Origin of the sequence: Vagococcus sp., assembly GCF_036639995.1 — a bacterium.
Lineage (GTDB): Bacteria > Bacillota > Bacilli > Lactobacillales > Vagococcaceae > Vagococcus.
Map to the genome: position 1 here is coordinate 1 of NZ_JAVWHO010000045.1, position 18,798 is coordinate 18,798.

The following is an 18,798-nucleotide window of genomic DNA, read 5'->3' on the forward strand; positions in this document are numbered from 1 at the left end:
AAAAACGCCCTACACATTTGGTTTGTCTTACTTTGTTCAGTTTTCAAAGATCTAATCTGCGTTGCCGTAACAACTTTTATATAATATCATGTAATTAAAAGTATGTCAACAACATTTTTAAAATTTATTTTTCGTAACGTTTGTTACAAATCAATTTCAATCAACTTTTATATAATAACAAATAAAAAATACTAAGTCAACAAAAACTCAGTATTTTTTTAACTTAAATATGGAACGCCACTAATTTGGAAATTTTGCAACACTTCTCTTAAGGTTGCTGGTTCTTCCCATGTAAAAATTCCATCATTAAACTTCAAATTGTTTTTCTCTTCATCTAAACTAAATACAAAAAGTGGAACTTTGAGACTGCCAATATTAACGTTGGTCAATTCTACCAAATCCATATCATTTGTATTTAAATGAACCTCGTCTTTGAACTCATTTAAAATACACGCTAAACTTGTATATTCCGTGTCAATTTCTGTCATAACAAACTCAACATGATTGTGTTCTTTCTTAACAAGGAACTTTTTATGTCCGTCCTCTTGATTAAGAATAACTGTTCCAGCTACTTTTGCTTGTTCAAACATATTCCACCTCTTAGGTTTGATTGATTTAATTCTAGATTTACTCAACAAACTAGAGTATAACATATTTTCAGAAATAAATCAGTTATTTTCCAAGGTTTCTTTTAGAGCTTCTTGCGTCCATTGATCCAACCGTTCTTCTATACTTGCAAAGCCAATTTTTTTATTTTTATTTGTAAAGTATTTTTTCTTTCTATACATAGCTGGTGGCGTTTCTTGTAACACTCTTAGAGATAGACTTATTTTTTTAGTATACTCATCAATATCAATTATCTTTACAGTAACATTTTGTCCTATTTCTAGTTCATCTGAAATATTTTTTATGAATCCATGTTTTACTTCTGATACATGAATTAATCCCTGATGTTCATTATCTAACGACACAAATGCCCCATACGGCTGAATCCCTGTTATTGTTCCAGTCAAAATCATTCCTATTTTATATTCCACTACCATCAACTCCAATCTATTCATCTCATTCACATTTTAACATAAAAAAGATTGAGAGTAGTAACTTACTCCCAATCTATTATCTTATTCAGTTATTTCTACACCATCAATTGTAATATCATACAACGGGCGATCTTGACCATCTCTTTGAACAGAAGACATTTCATCAACAACATCCATTCCTTCTATTACATGTCCAAATACTGTGTGTCTAAAATCTAACCAAGGAGTTCCACCATTTCCATAGGCTTCAATAATTTCTGAAGGGAATCCTGCTCCTTCAAGTTGTTCTAGCATATTAGAAGGTACATTTTGATTTTGAACGATAAAGAATTGGCTACCATTTGTATTAGGTCCAGCATTGGCCATTGAAAGAGCACCTCTTAAGTTAAAAAGCTCTTTTGAAAATTCATCCTCAAATTTTTCGCCATAAATACTTTCGCCACCCATACCTGTTCCAGTTGGGTCTCCACCTTGAATCATGAAATCTGGAATAATTCTATGGAAGATAATGCCATCGTAGTAACCTTTTTTACTTAACTCGATGAAGTTTTTTACAGTTTTTGGTGCTTGTTCAGGAAATAAAGCTACTTTGATATTACCTCTATTTGTTTTGATCGTTGCTGTTACCTTACTATTTTCTAAATCTAGCTGTGGAAATTGACTCATGATACATTCCTCCAATATTTATTAGTTTTCTAAAATACTTCTTACTTTCGTTGTTAGAAGGTCGATTGCTACTTGATTTTCTCCACCTTCTGGCACAATAATGTCTGCATATTTTTTGGTTGGTTCAATAAATTGATGATGCATCGGTTTTACAACACCCAAGTATTGCTCAATCACTGAATCTAATGATCGGCCGCGATCTTCCATATCTCTCTTAATACGTCGAATAATTCGGATATCATCTTCTGTGTCTACATAAACTTTAATATCCATTAAATCTCTCAATCTTTCATCTTCTAATATAAGGATTCCCTCAAGAATAATGACCTCTTTTGGTTCTTGGTGAACAACCTTAGAGCTTCTTGTGTGGGCCTCATAGTCATAAATAGGTTTTTCAATTGATTGATAGGACATTAAATTTTTCAGATGCTCGATTAATAACTCAGTATCAAAAGCTAACGGATGATCATAATTGGTATTTAATCTTTCCTTAAATGATAAATGACTTTGATCTTTATAGTAGGAATCTTGCTCAAATAGTAAAATCGAATGATTTGGCAACGCCGTTAAAATTGCACGACTAACACTTGTTTTACCACTTCCAGAACCACCAGTCACACCAATTACAATGGGGCGCTCATTTTTTGTTTCCATGCGTATCCCTCACTTAATTCTTTTTATTCCTTCTTTGATATCCTACTCTATACAGAGCATACTTTCAAGATTTTAGATAGGAAAATATTAATTTTGACCACTTTTTTAGATAGAATGGCTATTTTCCCAGAAAAACTACTTATTTTATATAATTATAAGCTAGTCTATTTTCATTGTCATAACATAAATACAAAATAATTGATTTGAGTATGACTATCACTATCATCTAAGAGATTTTCTTTAAGTTAAATAATAATACATGATAAAATTCAAATGGATTAAAAAGGAGGAGTTTCATGACTCAAGAAATTTTAAATATAAAAAATTTATGCTTTAACGTTGAACAAAAAGAGATTCTAAAAAATATTTCATTCATTGTAAATTCAGGTGACTTATTTACTATTAGTGGTCCTTCCGGAAGTGGTAAGAGCACTTTATTAAAATTAGTAGCCAATATGTTAGAAAAAACAACAGGGGATATCATTTTTGATGGAAAGAAAATAGAAGACTACACACCTACTTTATATCGTCAGGAAGTCTCATATTTTTTTCAAAGCCCTGTTTTATTTGACCAAACAGTAAAAGATAACCTCTCATTTCCATACACCATAAGACAATTACCGTTTGATGATACACGGGCAACTTCTTTATTAGAAGACGTCAAACTATCAAAAGATTATCTCGAAAAAACAATTGACTCACTATCTGGTGGAGAAAAACAACGAATTGCCTTTGTTAGAAACCTTCTTTTCGAGCCTCGCATTCTGTTGCTTGACGAAGTGACTAGTGCACTTGACCAAGATAACAGCCAAATTATCCATCAAATAATTAAGAAATTAAATAAAGAAAACGGTATAACCATTCTATGGATTACACACGACCAAAATGAATATCTATCATCTAACAATAGATTATTCATCGATAAAGGAGAACTGATAAATGAATAGCTTAAATATTTCAAACACTTCACTTTTTTTCGCCAGCTCACTTGTGTTTATCGCTTTAGCAATTGATTACAAAGAAAAATTAGGCTTAGGAAAAGATATATTTATCGCGGCAATTCGCGCAGTTATCCAACTTTTTATTATTGGTTATGTATTGAGCGCTATTTTTAAATTAGATAACTGGCTAGTAACGACTGCAATGGTTCTTTTTATTATTTTCAACGCGGCATATAACGCTGGTAAACGAGCTAGTCATTTAGAAAATAGTTTTCTCATTGCTCTTTGTGCCATTGGCATTGGAACGACAATCTCACTTTCAGTTTTATTTTTATCAGGGACACTTGAATGGACACCTTCTCAAATTGTACCGATTACTGGAATGATTGCTAGTAACGCTATGACTGCTATTGGTGTCGGTTTTAGAACCATGCAGTCTAAATTTACAGATCAAAGACAGCAAATTCAAGAAAAGTTAACTCTTGGAGCAACAAGAAAACAAGCCACTCTTCCGATTATTAGAGAAAGTATTAAAACAGCTATGTCACCAAGTATCGACAGTACAAAAACTGTTGGTTTGGTCAGTTTACCTGGTATGATGAGTGGTTTAATGTTTGCTGGAATTGACCCTACTACTGCTATACGATATCAAATTGTCGTTATGTTTATGTTAATCGCTACGACAGGCTTTGCCACAATGATTTCAACATATTTAAGTTACAGCAAATACTTTAACAAATTTGATCAACTTAACTAAAAAGACTAGAAATGAGTCTATCCTCATTTCTAGTCTTTTTAATTCTTAATTATCTTTCTTGTACGTACTTATAAGCTGTACCTAATGAAATGTTACATTCCTCAGCGATTTGACGTAATGTATAACGATTGTTGTTATACAAATGTCTAATTTGCTCAATTGTTTCTTCTGATATTTTCGGACGACCACCAACACGACCTTTACGTCTTGCCTCTTGTAAACCTTTTGTTGTTCGTTCTCGAATAATCATTTTTTCCATTTCAGCAATTTTTAGAACCATCTCAACATAAGGGCCATCTTTAATATCACTATAGGCTGCCCCTTTTTTTACAACAACCAACTGAACTTTTTTCTCTTTTAATTCACTTAAAAATTCAGCCAATTGAATGATTGATTTGCCTAAACAACGTAATTCATAAATAACTAATTCATCACCAGGCTCTAATGTATCTACAATTTCTGTTAAAACAGTATCATTTTGACTTACCCCAGTTAAATTTTCCTTTTCAACAGAAACTGTTTCAATATTAAATGTTTTTAATCCCTCAATTTGTTCTTTAACATATGTTTCCTCGCTTGAAGCATAGACATAGCCAATTGCTTTCATTATATTTTCCCCCTATATATTGTCTAAGTAGTATCTATCATCTGATACAACATGAATGTTTATTATGTTCACACTATATCTCTTTTTTAAAAAACCTGCCTTATCAAACTTTTCTCAACGTTACGAAATATTTGGCAAAAAAAGAACTATTTATGAATATTTGATACATTAATCTTACCATAAAAGCGTTTAAATTCTAAGCCATTAGCCTTCTACATAATTAGATTGAGATTTTTTCACAATTGAAAATCATTCTATTATTATAATCATTTAACTATATAAAAAAAGAAACTAACAAATTTACGCGTTAGCTTCTTTCTTTTTTTATAAGAAACAGTAAATGGGGGAATTATTTACTGTTCTTTCTTAGTTGATAGTTTATTGCGGTAAAATTCAACTTCATCTTCACTACAATAAACAAAATGTTCTGATGCTATTTCTCTTAGGGAACGTTCCTTGTCATCACCCTTTTCAGGCGTATAAGTAATTCGTGTTCTAGCACGTTCATAATCAGGATCTGGTAATGGAATGGCAGAAAGTAAACTTTCCGTATATGGATGTAATCCATGATTATAGATTTCTTCTGCCGAACCTACTTCTACCAATTTACCAAAATACATAACACCAATTCGATCACTAATATATTTCACCATAGACAAATCATGGGCAATAAACAAATAAGTTAGTTTTTCTTTTTCCTGTAATTCCTGAAGCAAGTTAACTACTTGCGCCTGAATAGATACATCAAGAGCAGAAATCGGTTCGTCACAAATAATAAATTTTGGTTCAACTGCTAACGCTCTAGCAATACCGATCCTTTGACGTTGTCCTCCAGAAAACTCATGAGGATAACGTGTTCCATGACTTGGATCAAGTCCCACCGTTTTAAGGAGATCATTAACTCGGTTAGTTCTATCCTCATCATTCTTTGCTAAACCATGAACATCAATCCCCTCAGCAATAATATCTTTAACTTTCATCCTCGGATTTAAAGAAGCATAAGGATCTTGATATATCATCTGAACATCACGTCTAAACTGATTCATATTTTTACGGCCTTTTATTTTCGTTACATCTTCACCATCAAATTGAATTTCACCACTCGTCGGGTGATATAAACGAATAATACTTCGTCCAGTAGTTGATTTGCCACAGCCAGATTCTCCTACCAAGCCAAAGGTTTCACCTTCAAAAATAGAAAAACTAATATCATCAACAGCTTTTACTTCATCTTCTCTACCAATATTAAAATGTTGCTTCAAATTTTTCACTTCTAATAATATTTTCTTATCTTCAACAACTTCCATTGTTTTCCCCCCTCTCTACGCACCAAAACGCTCTTTATATTTTTCACGTCGTCTGACAATCTCAGCTGGCGGAACAACTTTTGGTGCATTAGGCGCTAATAACCAAGTTGCCGCTTTATGAGTTGGTGACACTTCAAAAAATGGTGGCACTTCTTCTGTATCTATTTGCATTGCATACTCATTACGAGGATGGAAAGCATCCCCTTTAGGTGGATCAAGTAAATCTGGTGGCGATCCTGGTATAGCGTAAAGTTTTTCTTCACTCGTATCAAGAGTAGGCATTGAACTAAGAAGCCCCCAAGTATATGGATGCTGCGGATTATAAAAAATTTCATCCGATGTACCAATTTCAATAATTCTACCACCATACATAACTGCTACTCTATCTGCAACGTTTGCTACCACACCAAGATCATGAGTAATGAAAATAATAGATGTTTGAATTTTCTTTTGAATATCTTTCATCAAATCAATAATTTGGGCCTGAATTGTTACATCAAGTGCCGTTGTCGGCTCATCTGCGATCAATACTTCTGGATAACAGATAAGAGCAATGGCAATAACGATTCTCTGACGTTGCCCACCAGAAAATTGATGGGGATAATTTTTTAGTCGTTTCTCTGCATTTGGAATACCTACTAAATTTAAAAGATCCAACGCTCTTTCCAATGCTTCTTTTTTTGAAATTTTACGATGTTTCCGTAATGATTCAGCTACTTGATTACCGATATTCATTGTTGGATCTAAAGAAGTCATTGGATCTTGAAAAATCATCGCAATATCTTTCCCTCTAATTGATTGCATTTGTTTTTCAGATTTATGAACCAAGTCTTCTCCTTTAAATAAAATTTGACCTTCATCTATATTGGCATTATTGGCTAATAATCGCATAATCGTTCTTGTCGTCACTGATTTTCCTGAACCTGATTCTCCTACAATTGCTAAAGTTTCACCTTTATTTAAATCAAAGTTAACACCACGAATGGCGTGAACTTTCCCAGCAAAAGTATCAAATGAGATATTTAAGTCCTTTACTTCTAATACTTTCTCCATTTTCATCACCATCCTAATCATTCATTTTTGGATCAAATGCATCTCGTAATCCATCAGCTAACAAATTAAAACAAATCATGATAACTGACAAGGTAATTGCAGGTGCCCACATTAAATGAGGTAAAAATCGAAATGTTTTATACCCTTCATTTAATAAGGTTCCTAATGAAGCTGTTGGCGGTGTTAAACCTAGCCCAATAAAACTTAAGAACGCTTCAAAGAAAATTGCAGATGGAATACTAAACATCATTTGCACAATGATAACACCTGAAATATTCGGTAACACGTGTTTCATTGCAATTTTTGTTTGCGATTCTCCCAATGTAGTTGCCGCTAATACATATTCTTGATCTTTTATTTTTAACGTTTGTGCCCGAACAATCCGAGCCATTGTAATCCATCCTGTAACAATCATCGCTAAAATAATTGACATCATACCTGGTTTAAATACCGTTAACATCAAAATCATCACCACTAGATTTGGGACACCAGAAAGAATTTCTAGTATCCGCTGCATCACATTATCGGTTTTTCCGCCCTTCATACCAGAAATCATTCCGTAGATAACACCAAAGGTTAGATCTAAAAAGGCTGCAACAAATGCAATAATTAACGACATTCTAGTTCCCATTAATAAACGAGACAACTCATCACGGCCTAAACCATCAGTCCCTAAATAATAATGAACATCCTCTGGAACTTTTGCTTGTTCATATTTATCTACACGTTTCCCACCAACAACTGCAGTTCCATTAAATCCATCGATATTAATTCCTGGAATTTTTGGTGGCAAGTTTATATGTTTTGTATTCTGTTTTGTTGGATCATGAGGAGATACCCAAATCGAACCAAACGCAAGAAGTGAAATCATCGCTAATAAAACTAATGAGATAACTGCTCCTTTATTCTTCTTTAATCGTCGCCAAGAATCTTGAATAAAATTAAGAGAAGGGGCACTAATTTTTTCACGATCTAGATTATCTTCAATAGAAATTCGTTGAAATTTTTCTTCTGGAATTTGATTAATATTTAATTTTTCCATTATTCTTTGCCACCTCCTGATACTCTGATTCTTGGGTCTACAATTCCATATAGTAGATCAACTACTAAAATAACCACTACTAGCATTGCTGAGAACATGATTGTTACAGCCATAATAGTTGGATAATCATTTGTCATAATTGACTTAACAAACTGCTCACCAATACCAGGAATTGCAAATATATTCTCAACTACTAGAGAACCTGTCATTAATGCTACGGCTAAAGGCCCTAATAATGTAATTAAAGGGATTAAACTATTTCTTAAACCGTGCCTAAAAACAACTTGCATTCTACTCAAACCTTTTGCTCTAGCTAATTCAATATAATCACTACTTAGCACTTCCACCATTTCAGTACGAATAAAACGGGCAGAATCAGCCAAGGGTGACATAGCAAGTGCTAAAGTTGGTAAAATAGTTGAAGCAAATCCTTGATCCCATTTAGCTATTGGTAAAATACCTAATTTAATAGCAAATACATATTGAAGTAATACAGCAAACACAAAGTTTGGTATCGACCTACCTAATATGGCGACAAGTGTGGCGACTGTATCCACCCATGTATTTTGCTTCATCGCAGCAATTGCCCCTAAAATAATTCCTATGATTGTTCCAAATATAATCGCTTGAACACCTAGTTGAACAGATGGTCCAATTCTTTCTTTCAATAACTTGGAAACAGGTTGATTCTTAAACTGGAAAGATGTTCCAAAATCACCTTTAACTAAGTTACCCATATAAATACCATATTGTTGAACAACTGGTTTATCTAAACCTGCTTGCTCATTTAACATTTCAATCTGCTCAGGTGAAAGCTTTTCTTGATTGGCATAAGGTGAACCAGGTAATAATTTCATTAAGAAAAAAGTAATGGTTGATATTAACCATAAAGTAATAAGCATAAACAAGACACGTTTCAGAAAATATTTAGCAAAGTTCTTCATTTATTTTTCCCCCTTTTAAAAATTTTGACATCGATTAATAAATGAATTAGAGTTAGTTTATCAATTGAATAGGCAAGGTATTTAAATATGACCATTAAGAAAAAAATCACTATAAGTGTGTTATCATTCTCTTTTTTAATTCCACTTCTAACTTTTTTAATTAATAAAGAAGTGACCTTAAACAAGCTTTCTGATAATTTTTTCATGCTAGCATTATTTTTTCTTATCATAGGCGGCTTCATCTTAGTTCTATCTTCTGGATTTTTCGATTTGTTTCAAAAAAATATGAAGCACCTCTTCCATTTAAGAAGAAATGATGAACCAAAAGAATATGTTCCACTTTCAAATATTTTTAAGAAAAAACCTATTTATTGGTTTTTTGTTGGTGGAATCTTTTTATTGATAAGTATTTTTTCAGCTCTTTTATCGTAAGTATTAAAAAAATCCTATAACAGAAGTTATAGGATTTTTTGTTTTCCTTTTAAAGATAACTGCTATCCTGTCCCTATTTTTGATAAGCCTCTAAATGTGATATAAATGGCTATTTAAATTAACAAGTTACTCAACTTTATATGCCCATTTATAATCAAACATGGCACCTGCTGGATGTGATACAACACCCTTCACTTTATCTGAACGTAAATGTGCTTCTGCTTCCTGAATAACTGGTACAACACCAACATCTTTAACAATTAATTTTTCAGCATTAATCATGTCATCCCAACGTTTTTCTGGGTCATTTACATGCGCTGTTGCTGCATCTTCTAGAAGTTTGTCATAATCTTTATTTGAGTAATGTCCTCTATTGTATGGATTTTCTGATCCAAATAAATCTAAGAAACTACTTGGGTCTGGATAATCAGCAATCCAACCACCATAAACCATACTAAAGTCACCCTTGTTAGAACGGTCTAAACGAACACTAAACGGTACCGGGCTTAAGTTAACTTTCAATCCTGGCAACTCTTCTTCAAGAGACCCTTTTAAGAATTCAATAACTTTTTTAGTAGAATCATTATCTGACGCTAGTAAATCCACTTCAATTTTATCTTTACCTAAATCTTTCTTAGCTTTTTTCCAATGTTCTTTAGCTTTTTTGCTATCATATTCTAGTTGACTGCCAGCTTCTTTAGTAAAATCTTTTTTATCTTTTGGACTTTGCGCAACATCTTTAGGCACTAAACCAGTAGAAGCAACGGAACCATCAGCTAAAATTTGAGTTGCCAATGCATCTCTATCAATTGCGTAAGAAATTGCTTTTCTTAAATCTTCATTTCTAAATTCTGATTTCTCATCTCGTTGATTCAATTCGATGTAACGAGAAGAAGCTTTCATTTCACTAACGAATTGAGGATCATCAGCCTTTTGCTGTGCTAATTCACCAGCTAAAATAATATCCTCTGCTTTACCACTGTCAAATAAATTCAAACTAGTTGAAGCTTCTTTAACAACACTAACGTTAATTTTATCAAGTTTCACTGTTTCTTTATCCCAATATTGATCATTTTTTACATACGCCCACTCAGTATCAGTTCCAGGTCCATCAAAGTCAGCTAACTTAAATGGTCCATTATAAACAGCTTTTTCACTTGTTGTAGTGTACTCTTTGCCATATTTTTCAACGATATCTTCACGTTGTGGCATATATGTTGTAAATGCTAGTAAGTAATCAAAATAAGGTGTTGCTTTTTCTAAAGTAACCTCTAATTCATAATCACTAACGGCTTTAATTCCAAGTTCACTTTTATCTTTTTTACCTGCTGTAATATCTGCTGCATTTTTGACTGATTCATGTAATGAAGCATATTCAGATTGTGTCTTTGGATCAACTGTTCGTTGCCAACCATAAACGTAATCTTTTGCAGTTACAGGCTTACCATCAGACCACTTCGCATCTTCACGTAGTTTGATCTTATAAACTAATCCATCTTCACTGATTTCTGCTTTCTCTGTTGCTCCAGCAGGTTGAGGTTTTTGATTTTCATCTAATCGATAAATACCTTCATACACATTATTCAAAGCAACTGAACCAATAACATCCGTGTTAAGAGATAAATCTGCTGATGGCATTTCTTGCTGAACGTTAACAGCAAACTCTTGTTTTTCAGCCAATACTTCTTTTCCATCAGATTTTTCACCAGATTTTGATGAAGCATCTTTTTCCTTACTTCCTCCACATGCAGCTAATGAGAGGACAACTGTTGATAGTAAACCAATATACATTATTTTCTTTGTCTTCATAAAATTTCCCCCTGAATATTATTTATTATTAAAACTTAATTAGAATATGCTAATAATAATACATTAACTCTAATCACATTGCAACAATTTGTTTCTGTAACTTTTTGAAAACGTTGATAATTCAACCAATAAACTTTTAAAACAAATTTTAGATTTTCCACATTCGAAAGATAACTCTCATTTTTTTATAATAAAAAAAGATGATTCTCTCATTTTGAAAGAATCATCTTATTGTTTATCTTTTTTTGAAAAAATATTTTTAACGGATCGCTTCAAGACCTCAAAAAAACTTAAAGATTTTACAATTTTATTTGGATCAACATAAACTCTTATGCCACGTAACACTTTTTTAGCATCTTTTGCTGAAAAGGTAAATGTGCCATTTTTCTTTGTTTGAATGGCAAATCTTGGAATCCACTTTCCTTTGAACATCACAGAAGTTAAAACATAATCTACTTCTTCCCACGGAATTTGAATAAATTTTTTTGCGTCTCGGTCATTAAAAAATTCAAAACCTTTATCGCCAATCATTATTTTACCGTAATCAGTAAGACCTAAAAATGAAGTGGCATTTTCCACTAAATCTACTTTTGTATTAATTGATTCGACCATTTCTCCACTCCATTCTAAATAAGCAATATTTAATACAATTATTGTACCATAGTCTTTTTTACTTATTAAATATTTCCTTTAAAAAAAGTCTGAGCTCAAATGAACTCAGACAGTTTTTAATAATTACATTAAGCCAATTGCGTGGAAAATAATACCGACAACGAATAGACCTAAGATCATAACGATTGGAGATACTTTTTTCTTCAATAACCACATACATAATAATGTTAAACATAAACCAGCTAAACCTGGAATTAAACTATCTAAGTTATTTTGTAATGTTGTTACTTTCATTTCACTAAGTGATAGTCCTTGTCCTTGTTGTTCTAATGCTTGTTTTATTCCTTCAGCACCTGCTGGCAAATTACCCCAGTCAATAAAGGCACCTTTATCCAATTTTACAGAAGAAACTACGGGTGCAAAACTGATAGACACCCACCTATTTACCAAGGAACCTAGGATAAACATCCCTAAAATCGAAGCCCCTTTGGTAATATCTTGAAGCAAACCACCTGATAAGTCATCAGTAATTTTAGAACCTGCTTTATAACCAAATTCTTGTGTATACCACATAAATGACATACGGATTAAGTTCCATGCCACAAAATAAATAATTGGTCCTAAAATATTTCCTGCCATTGCAAGAGAAGCTGCTAACGCACCTAAAATAGGTTTAACTGTAAACCAGAAAACAGGATCTCCAATACCTGCTAAAGGTCCCATCATACCAACTTTAACCCCTTGAATTGCTACATCATCAACAGGCGCGCCATTAGCACGTTCCTCTTCTAATGCTAATGTTACTCCAATAATTGGAGAAGCAACGTAAGGATGTGTATTAAAGAACTCTAAGTGACGAGTCAATGCTGCTGATCGATCTTCTTGAGTTGTATATAATTTTTTAATAGCTGGAATCATTGTATAAGCCCAACCACCATTTTGCATACGTTCGTAGTTCCATGAACCTTGTAGGAAAGTCGAGCGCCACCAAACGGAAATTCTATCTTTTTTTGATAATTCTATTCTTTGTTCTGTCATTTTTCAAGTTCGCCCCTTTCTTAATAGTTATCTATAATATCGCCAACAGGATCACCAGTATTTGAGTTACCACCATTACCTGAGCCGCCACCTTGTTTAGATAACGCTAAATAGATAAGAGCTAAAGCAACGCCAATACCACCAAGTCCCATAAGAGTAATTTCAGAAACAGTTGCTAACACAAAACCAATTGCAAAGAATGGCCATACTTCTTTAGTAGCCATCATGTTAATAACCATTGCATAACCAACAGCTACTACCATACCACCACCAATAGCTAAACCTTCTGTTAACCATACTGGCATTGAATCAAGTAAACCTTTCACAGGTCCTGCTCCAACAGCTAAAATTAAAGCAGCTGGAATTGCAATACGGATACCTTGTAAACAGATTGCAGCAATATGCCAAAATTCAATTTTTTTGAAATTTCCTTCTTTTGCAGCAGCATCCATAAAATGAACGAACGCTGTCGCAATAGTACGACAAATAATTGTTAATAAAAGACCTGCAACAGCAAGTGGTACAGCTAATGCAATCGCTGAGCTGATACCTTCTTTACCTTGTCCACCTAAAACTAAAATAATTGCAGAAGCTACTGATGCTAACGCAGCATCGGGAGCCACAGCGGCACCAATGTTTGCCCATCCAAGAGCGATCATTTGTAATGAACCACCTAAAATTAAACAAGGTACTAAGTTTCCTGTCACTAAGCCAATTAGTGTACACGCAATAACGGGTTGATGGAAATGAAATTCATCTAAAATACCTTCCATACCAGCTAAAAACGCTACAATTATGACTAAAATCATTTGAATAGCATTTAATTCCATGATAATTTATCCTCCATTTTTCTAATAATTACTAGTTACGTTTATTAATTTCTTCTTGTGCTTTTTTAATAATTTCTTCCATATTACCTTTAGAATCATTTGGAACTTTACGTACATCAAATTTAATACCAGCAGTTTTCAATTGATTGAATGTATCAATATCAGCTTGATTAAATGCTAACACTTTGTTTGGTTGTACCTTACCTGGTGAATGCGCCATTGACCCAACATTTACAGTTTCTAAAGGAACGCCACCTTCAACAGCTCTTAACACATCTTGTGGTGTTTCGAATAATAGTAATGCTTTTTGACCACCAAAATGTTGATCATCTTTCGACAATTCAATCATTTTTTCGATTGGTACCACATGAGCTTTCACTCCAGGTGGTGCAGCTTGTTGAATTAATTTTTTACGTAACTCATCTTTTGCTACAGCGTCTGAAACAACAATAATACGAGTAGGACCAGTTGTTTTAGTCCAAGCTGTTGCTACTTGACCATGTAATAATCTTGAATCAACACGAGCCAAAACATATTCCAACTTACCTGGTCTACCTGCGTTCGCTCCTTGATTAGAAACCTCACTTACTGCTTCTTCTGGTTCAAGCTCTTCAGGTTTTACTTTGACACCTTCTTTAGCAGTACCAAGAATATGAGTTGCGATTTCTTGAGCACTTTCCATAGAAAAGCGTGATGCATAAGCTTCAATAACCATTGGTAAATTCATACCTGCTACAATTGCCCATTTTTCTTTGTGTTCTTCAAACAAACTATTAGCTTGATTAAAAGGTGTACCACCCCATAAATCAACTAAGAACAGCACTTCATCTTGATTGTCAAAGTTAGAAACAGCATCTTGCATTTTCTTTTTAATATCTTCAGGTCCTTCTGAAGGCATTAATGTAACAGCTGCAACGTTTTCTTGTTCGCCAAAAATCATTGATGCTGATTGTAAAATACCTGATGCAAATTCACCATGACTTGCTAGGATAATCCCTACCATTCCTTTACCTCCTATTTTATATTTTTTCTTATCGTTACAAGAAGTTCTGTTTTTTTAATAAGTCCATCAAGTTTAGTTTATGATCTGCAGGAACTTTTCTAATTTCTAACTCAATTCCTTGTTCAGACAAATAGACAAAAGACTCAATATCCAAATCATCTACTGAAATAAAGTTAGTCAGCATTTTCTTACCATTAGAAAAACTCATTCCGCCAATATTAATTGAAGTAATTTTCATGCCACAACGAACAAGAAATTCAACATCTCTTGGTGAAGTAAACAGTAAAGCAATTTTTTCAAATTGCAAAATATCACTTTCATAAACTTCAATCATTCTAGCAACTGTAATGACATTAACATTAATCCCATTTGGAGCTGCTTGTTTTAACAGAAGTTTTCTCAACTGATTATTTGCTGCTTCATCACTGATGACTAGAATACGATCTATCTCAATTTGTTTCGACCACGCAGTTGCTACCTGACCATGAATCAAACGATCATCAATACGAACCAAACGTATATCAATCGCCATAAACATCCCCCTAACCTTAATTAACTATCAAAAGACACAAGTGTATCAAACAGAGTGTTCTTCTTATACATTTATATTAATGCAATTAGCGTGCCAATTTTCAAGAGTATAGCAAATTTAATTGAATCTTATACTGGCGGCTTTCATTGAGACTATAGATACAGATACACTAAAAAAATACAGTAACAATACACTAAAATCCCTGCTAGTGTGTATCGTTACTGTATTAAAAAACCACTATTATGCTTTCTCTTTCTCATTTTCAATAATTTGGTAAATAAAATATACTTCACTATCAGAAAAAGAAATTTGAAGTGTATTATTTAAAATGTCAAATGCTGGTAAAATTCGCTGATAAACCAAACTCTCTTTCATACTAGTTAACTCTTTTTCTGTAGCTGTCAACAAATCGTTCCTTAATTCTCGTTCAATGGCTCCTGCTGTGTGCATACACAAATTAATATAAAAGACAGCATCTGCTTGAAGCATCTCTAAGTGGCAGATTTCACTTGAAAATTCCCATAATGGTTGCAATAACTTATCAGGATTAATAAATGTAAAACTTTCTTTAATATAGTCATAACAAATAGATTGAGCATTTTCCATTGTAATATTCGTTGGCGTTTCTTCATAATTATCAGTCAATACGCTTTCTAATACTCTAGAGCCCTGATCTGAAAACAGTGTATCCATCGAAATAAACGGCACACCAATTTTCGGGTCTTTAATACCTGTTGAAGCAATAATTTGATAATTATTTTGGATGTTACTAATTTCCTGATTCAATTCAACTATTGAAATAGGAAAGACTTTAATTTTAGTTTGTAAATGAGAAATCAAATAGTGATCTATTAGTTCTTTCATCCTTTGCGCTGTTCCCTTACCAGAGGCACATATCGCAATAATCGCTTCTTCTTTAGAAGACAGCTCTTTCCTCTTTGGCAGTTGAGTCGATTTTATCATCGTGTACCCATGAAAATGAGCGAGGGAATCATATAAGTCATCTAAACTTGTATCGAGTAAGCTCGATTTTCGGGCAGCTTCTAAGACAATTGATGTTGTTACCATATCCACTACCTTGACTTCGATACCTGTTTCCATTTTTATCTCTTCTGAAAAAGTACCTAAAGAGCCCATATCAACAAGAAGCATTACACCACTTCCCTCGTCTACTGAAACAACTTCTTCAACAATTTTTTCAAAAGCTTCTTTTGGCTTCATCTCTAAAGGCATATCCACCGCTCTTAAATTATCAACTTTCAAAAGTTGCGTAACTACCTGAACCATACTTGAAGCAGTACTATTACCATGGGCTGCGACTACAATTCCGATTCTGCCATCTTCCTTATTTTCTTTTAAAGATACAAGTAATACTGTCAGATAATGGACTTCTGATTCAGGTACTTCCACCTGGTAGTCTTCTTCAATCATCTTTTTAAAAACAGTAGCAACTGCCATCTCTTCTGGATAATGAGCCACCATATTTTTAATATTCTCATTATCTTGAGAGAATGTTTCTGATTTATTTTGTAAACGATTCAAAAAGGAGCTGATATGAAATCCCATAGCATAAAGAAAATTCGTTTGAAAATCATAATTTAATGCTTCTTTAGCGTAATCATAAATTTTTCTTGTTGTATTAATAATTCGCTGATCAATAATTTCTGTTAATTTGTTTTCAGTATCAAAAGTAAATCCATGATTACGATAAAACGATTTTAAATGCACATTTATATCTGTCGAAATAAAGTGATTAATCGCATCCTGCGTCAAGCCATCTTCTTTTAAAACCGCAGCTTTATCACCAATAATTTCATAAAGATTATATGGTAATTCATAAGAATCTTCTTCAAACATATCTAATGGTTCATTAGGTGAAATAATCATTTGCGGTGTCAAAAGTGGCGTTAAATCAGCAATAGCCTGTCGATCATGAGCCAAAGTGATTAATCCTTCTTTAATACTTTCATTTAATTCTTCTATTGTAATATGAATTTCATCTTGATCCATGTGATTTAAAAAGGATTGTGCTGTCACAAGCTGAACATTTGATTTTAATTGTCCCACATTCCCGTAAGATACACTTCCTATCAAAGCCTTCACAACATCTTCACTTAACACTATTTTCCGCTGAATTCGCTTTGCTTCCATTGTCATCATAATTTTAACTAGATCAATCTTTTCTTTAGCCGTTCGATCTTTAAAATTGGGAAGCTGGATCGTGATTGGTATCCGTCTGACAAATGTATTTAATAAGGAAGATGACGGGTCTTCTGTGGTCGCACAAATAATTCTAACACTAGAATGGTTATTTTTTTGTGTTTCTCCTAATTTAGCAAATGTACCATTATCCATGAAATAAAAAACCATTTCTTGTCCTTCTGGTGGTAAGCGATGAATTTCATCTAAGAATAGAAAGCTATCATTTGCTAAACTAATCAAACCTTCTTTTTCTTGATCTGCTCCAGTAAACGCTCCCTTAACATGACCAAACAAATGACTCATTAAAAGTTCTGGATTACTCGCATAATCCGCACAATTAAATACAATCATTTCTTTTTTATCGTCAATTACTTTATTCTGTTTCGCAAATTGAAACATGGTATGTGCAAAAAAAGTTTTACCTGAACCTGTTGGACCGATTATCAGGGAGTTTAACCCTTTTGGTGGATATAAAATAGCAGCTTTTGCTTGTTCTGTTGAGTTTTTCATGCTGCTATAAGCACCAACTACTCGCTTAAAAATATCTTCTGAATTTAGAAACTCAGCTTTTTTAGGCTTAATAACTGGTGACTCAATTTCTCGATAACTCTCAACATATTTAGATAGTGGTTTATGTTGAAAAACCGTCTTACAAACATAGCGCACTGGTCTGCCATCAAGTTTATCTATTAAACCTTCTCGCACCAAATTGTTTAAATCTTTACTCGCATTACTCCTTTGGATCCTAAAAAAGTCGGCTACTTCTGCTGTTGTAATACCTGACACCTCATTTAGGTGCTCTTCGTCTAAATGGGCTGTTTGTTCTTTAACATATTGATACACCCTATCAATTCGTTTCATTTGTATCCTCCTACTAATACACTAAAACTACTGTATCCATAGTGTATCAAAAAGTATCAAAAATACATACTAATTTTATCTAGAAACTTTAATCTTCTATTAAATTCCGTTCCTTTTTGGAATAATCCATATAAAACTTTAGTTTTTCCATTTTTTGTTTTTTTATTTGTTGAACTTCTCTGACAGTTGGTGGCGTTATGAATCCTTCCATTTCAAGTTGTTCCATAACAGAAATAAGTTGATAAAACTCTGTCACTATTTCTTTTTCGTTTGTCACATCAGCTTGTTTTGGGTGTGTATCATCCAGCCCAAAACGCAATCCTTTAGCAACTGCTTGCTGAACTTCAGCACACTCTTCCATCAAACAAACTAACAAATGCTCTTTTCTCTTCATATCAATTTACCTACTTTTTAATTTTTCTTTAGTTTAACAGAAAAAAAGAGGTTCAACTTATTAAGTTGACCTCC

At 33.2% G+C, this 18,798-nt stretch carries 20 protein-coding genes; 3 read left to right on the forward strand and 17 right to left on the reverse strand.

Annotated features, from left to right (window positions below):
* Positions 1-218 precede the first annotated feature (218 nt).
* The 4 genes from RR554_RS10005 to udk all read right to left on the reverse strand — a co-directional run bounded on the left by RR554_RS10005 (position 219) and on the right by udk (position 2,360).
* On the reverse strand, positions 219-590 hold the full coding sequence (locus tag RR554_RS10005) for a hypothetical protein (protein ID WP_332464100.1): 372 nt from the start codon (positions 588-590) through the stop codon (positions 219-221).
* Between the two features lie 78 nt (positions 591-668).
* Complete coding sequence (locus RR554_RS10010) at positions 669-1,037, reverse strand: CvfD/Ygs/GSP13 family RNA-binding post-transcriptional regulator (protein ID WP_332467937.1); 369 nt, start codon at positions 1,035-1,037, stop codon at positions 669-671.
* A gap of 84 nt (positions 1,038-1,121) precedes the next feature.
* Positions 1,122-1,706, reverse strand: a complete 585-nt coding sequence (locus tag RR554_RS10015) for a peptidylprolyl isomerase (RefSeq protein ID WP_332464098.1) — start codon at positions 1,704-1,706, stop codon at positions 1,122-1,124.
* 21 nt (positions 1,707-1,727) lie between these two features.
* Entirely contained in the window at positions 1,728-2,360 is a 633-nt protein-coding gene (udk, locus tag RR554_RS10020; RefSeq protein ID WP_332464097.1) for a uridine kinase, read from the reverse strand.
* Between the two features lie 296 nt (positions 2,361-2,656).
* Between udk and RR554_RS10025 the strand changes: the two genes are divergently transcribed.
* Together RR554_RS10025 and RR554_RS10030 are read left to right on the forward strand one after the other, a co-directional pair.
* The gene (locus RR554_RS10025) at positions 2,657-3,307 is read left to right on the forward strand and encodes an ABC transporter ATP-binding protein (RefSeq protein WP_332464096.1); all 651 of its coding nucleotides are present in this window, start codon (positions 2,657-2,659) and stop codon (positions 3,305-3,307) included.
* Positions 3,300-4,058 carry an ABC transporter permease gene (locus RR554_RS10030; RefSeq protein ID WP_332464095.1) on the forward strand — a complete coding sequence of 253 codons (759 nt, stop codon included), beginning with the start codon at positions 3,300-3,302 and terminating at the stop codon, positions 4,056-4,058. The genes RR554_RS10025 and RR554_RS10030 overlap by 8 nt, the downstream gene beginning before the upstream one ends.
* Before the next feature lie 49 nt (positions 4,059-4,107).
* Here RR554_RS10030 and RR554_RS10035 read toward each other — a convergent pair whose 3' ends face one another.
* The 5 genes from RR554_RS10035 to opp3b form a co-directional block, all read right to left on the reverse strand.
* Complete coding sequence (locus RR554_RS10035) at positions 4,108-4,665, reverse strand: recombinase family protein (RefSeq protein WP_332464094.1); 558 nt, start codon at positions 4,663-4,665, stop codon at positions 4,108-4,110.
* 353 nt (positions 4,666-5,018) lie between these two features.
* The gene (locus tag RR554_RS10040) at positions 5,019-5,972 is read right to left on the reverse strand and encodes an ABC transporter ATP-binding protein (protein WP_332464093.1); all 954 of its coding nucleotides are present in this window, start codon (positions 5,970-5,972) and stop codon (positions 5,019-5,021) included.
* A 15-nt stretch (positions 5,973-5,987) separates the two neighbouring features.
* Positions 5,988-7,025, reverse strand: a complete 1,038-nt coding sequence (locus tag RR554_RS10045) for an ABC transporter ATP-binding protein (RefSeq protein WP_332464092.1) — start codon at positions 7,023-7,025, stop codon at positions 5,988-5,990.
* A 13-nt stretch (positions 7,026-7,038) separates the two neighbouring features.
* Positions 7,039-8,067, reverse strand: coding sequence for an oligopeptide ABC transporter permease (opp3C, locus tag RR554_RS10050; protein ID WP_332464091.1), 1,029 nt, complete (start codon positions 8,065-8,067; stop codon positions 7,039-7,041).
* A complete protein-coding gene (opp3b, locus tag RR554_RS10055) occupies positions 8,067-9,011 on the reverse strand; it encodes an oligopeptide ABC transporter permease (protein ID WP_332464090.1) in 945 nt (314 codons plus the stop codon). The genes opp3C and opp3b overlap by 1 nt, the downstream gene beginning before the upstream one ends.
* Positions 9,012-9,215: 204 nt before the next feature.
* Between opp3b and RR554_RS12135 the strand changes: the two genes are divergently transcribed.
* Positions 9,216-9,443, forward strand: a complete 228-nt coding sequence (locus tag RR554_RS12135) for a DUF3899 domain-containing protein (RefSeq protein WP_443081335.1) — start codon at positions 9,216-9,218, stop codon at positions 9,441-9,443.
* 126 nt (positions 9,444-9,569) lie between these two features.
* Here RR554_RS12135 and RR554_RS10060 read toward each other — a convergent pair whose 3' ends face one another.
* The 8 genes from RR554_RS10060 to RR554_RS10095 form a co-directional block, all read right to left on the reverse strand.
* On the reverse strand, positions 9,570-11,252 hold the full coding sequence (locus tag RR554_RS10060) for a peptide ABC transporter substrate-binding protein (protein WP_332464089.1): 1,683 nt from the start codon (positions 11,250-11,252) through the stop codon (positions 9,570-9,572).
* Between the two features lie 228 nt (positions 11,253-11,480).
* Positions 11,481-11,864, reverse strand: coding sequence for a DUF956 family protein (locus RR554_RS10065; protein WP_332464088.1), 384 nt, complete (start codon positions 11,862-11,864; stop codon positions 11,481-11,483).
* A 123-nt stretch (positions 11,865-11,987) separates the two neighbouring features.
* The gene (locus tag RR554_RS10070) at positions 11,988-12,902 is read right to left on the reverse strand and encodes a PTS system mannose/fructose/sorbose family transporter subunit IID (protein WP_332464087.1); all 915 of its coding nucleotides are present in this window, start codon (positions 12,900-12,902) and stop codon (positions 11,988-11,990) included.
* A gap of 20 nt (positions 12,903-12,922) precedes the next feature.
* Positions 12,923-13,732 carry a PTS mannose/fructose/sorbose transporter subunit IIC gene (locus RR554_RS10075; protein WP_332464086.1) on the reverse strand — a complete coding sequence of 270 codons (810 nt, stop codon included), beginning with the start codon at positions 13,730-13,732 and terminating at the stop codon, positions 12,923-12,925.
* Positions 13,733-13,763: 31 nt separating this feature from the next.
* On the reverse strand, positions 13,764-14,735 hold the full coding sequence (locus RR554_RS10080; RefSeq protein WP_332464085.1) for a mannose/fructose/sorbose PTS transporter subunit IIA: 972 nt from the start codon (positions 14,733-14,735) through the stop codon (positions 13,764-13,766).
* Positions 14,736-14,769: 34 nt separating this feature from the next.
* On the reverse strand, positions 14,770-15,261 hold the full coding sequence (locus RR554_RS10085; protein ID WP_332464101.1) for a PTS sugar transporter subunit IIB: 492 nt from the start codon (positions 15,259-15,261) through the stop codon (positions 14,770-14,772).
* A gap of 246 nt (positions 15,262-15,507) precedes the next feature.
* On the reverse strand, positions 15,508-18,330 hold the full coding sequence (locus RR554_RS10090; RefSeq protein WP_332467938.1) for a sigma 54-interacting transcriptional regulator: 2,823 nt from the start codon (positions 18,328-18,330) through the stop codon (positions 15,508-15,510).
* 88 nt (positions 18,331-18,418) lie between these two features.
* Positions 18,419-18,724, reverse strand: coding sequence for a hypothetical protein (locus tag RR554_RS10095; RefSeq protein WP_332467939.1), 306 nt, complete (start codon positions 18,722-18,724; stop codon positions 18,419-18,421).
* Between the last annotated feature and the right edge of the window lie 74 nt (positions 18,725-18,798).

Coding starts and splice junctions, on each gene's coding strand:
- RR554_RS10005 (WP_332464100.1), bottom strand. CDS start 590: ATGTTTGAACAAGCAAAAGTAGCTGGAACAGTTATTCTTAATCAAGAG.
- RR554_RS10015 (WP_332464098.1), bottom strand. CDS start 1,706: ATGAGTCAATTTCCACAGCTAGATTTAGAAAATAGTAAGGTAACAGCA.
- udk (WP_332464097.1), bottom strand. CDS start 2,360: ATGGAAACAAAAAATGAGCGCCCCATTGTAATTGGTGTGACTGGTGGT.
- RR554_RS10025 (WP_332464096.1), top strand. CDS start 2,657: ATGACTCAAGAAATTTTAAATATAAAAAATTTATGCTTTAACGTTGAA.
- RR554_RS10030 (WP_332464095.1), top strand. CDS start 3,300: ATGAATAGCTTAAATATTTCAAACACTTCACTTTTTTTCGCCAGCTCA.
- RR554_RS10035 (WP_332464094.1), bottom strand. CDS start 4,665: ATGAAAGCAATTGGCTATGTCTATGCTTCAAGCGAGGAAACATATGTT.
- RR554_RS10040 (WP_332464093.1), bottom strand. CDS start 5,972: ATGGAAGTTGTTGAAGATAAGAAAATATTATTAGAAGTGAAAAATTTG.
- RR554_RS10045 (WP_332464092.1), bottom strand. CDS start 7,025: ATGGAGAAAGTATTAGAAGTAAAGGACTTAAATATCTCATTTGATACT.
- opp3C (WP_332464091.1), bottom strand. CDS start 8,067: ATGGAAAAATTAAATATTAATCAAATTCCAGAAGAAAAATTTCAACGA.
- opp3b (WP_332464090.1), bottom strand. CDS start 9,011: ATGAAGAACTTTGCTAAATATTTTCTGAAACGTGTCTTGTTTATGCTT.
- RR554_RS12135 (WP_443081335.1), top strand. CDS start 9,216: ATGCTAGCATTATTTTTTCTTATCATAGGCGGCTTCATCTTAGTTCTA.
- RR554_RS10060 (WP_332464089.1), bottom strand. CDS start 11,252: ATGAAGACAAAGAAAATAATGTATATTGGTTTACTATCAACAGTTGTC.
- RR554_RS10065 (WP_332464088.1), bottom strand. CDS start 11,864: ATGGTCGAATCAATTAATACAAAAGTAGATTTAGTGGAAAATGCCACT.
- RR554_RS10070 (WP_332464087.1), bottom strand. CDS start 12,902: ATGACAGAACAAAGAATAGAATTATCAAAAAAAGATAGAATTTCCGTT.
- RR554_RS10075 (WP_332464086.1), bottom strand. CDS start 13,732: ATGGAATTAAATGCTATTCAAATGATTTTAGTCATAATTGTAGCGTTT.
- RR554_RS10080 (WP_332464085.1), bottom strand. CDS start 14,735: ATGGTAGGGATTATCCTAGCAAGTCATGGTGAATTTGCATCAGGTATT.
- RR554_RS10090 (WP_332467938.1), bottom strand. CDS start 18,330: ATGAAACGAATTGATAGGGTGTATCAATATGTTAAAGAACAAACAGCC.
- RR554_RS10095 (WP_332467939.1), bottom strand. CDS start 18,724: ATGAAGAGAAAAGAGCATTTGTTAGTTTGTTTGATGGAAGAGTGTGCT.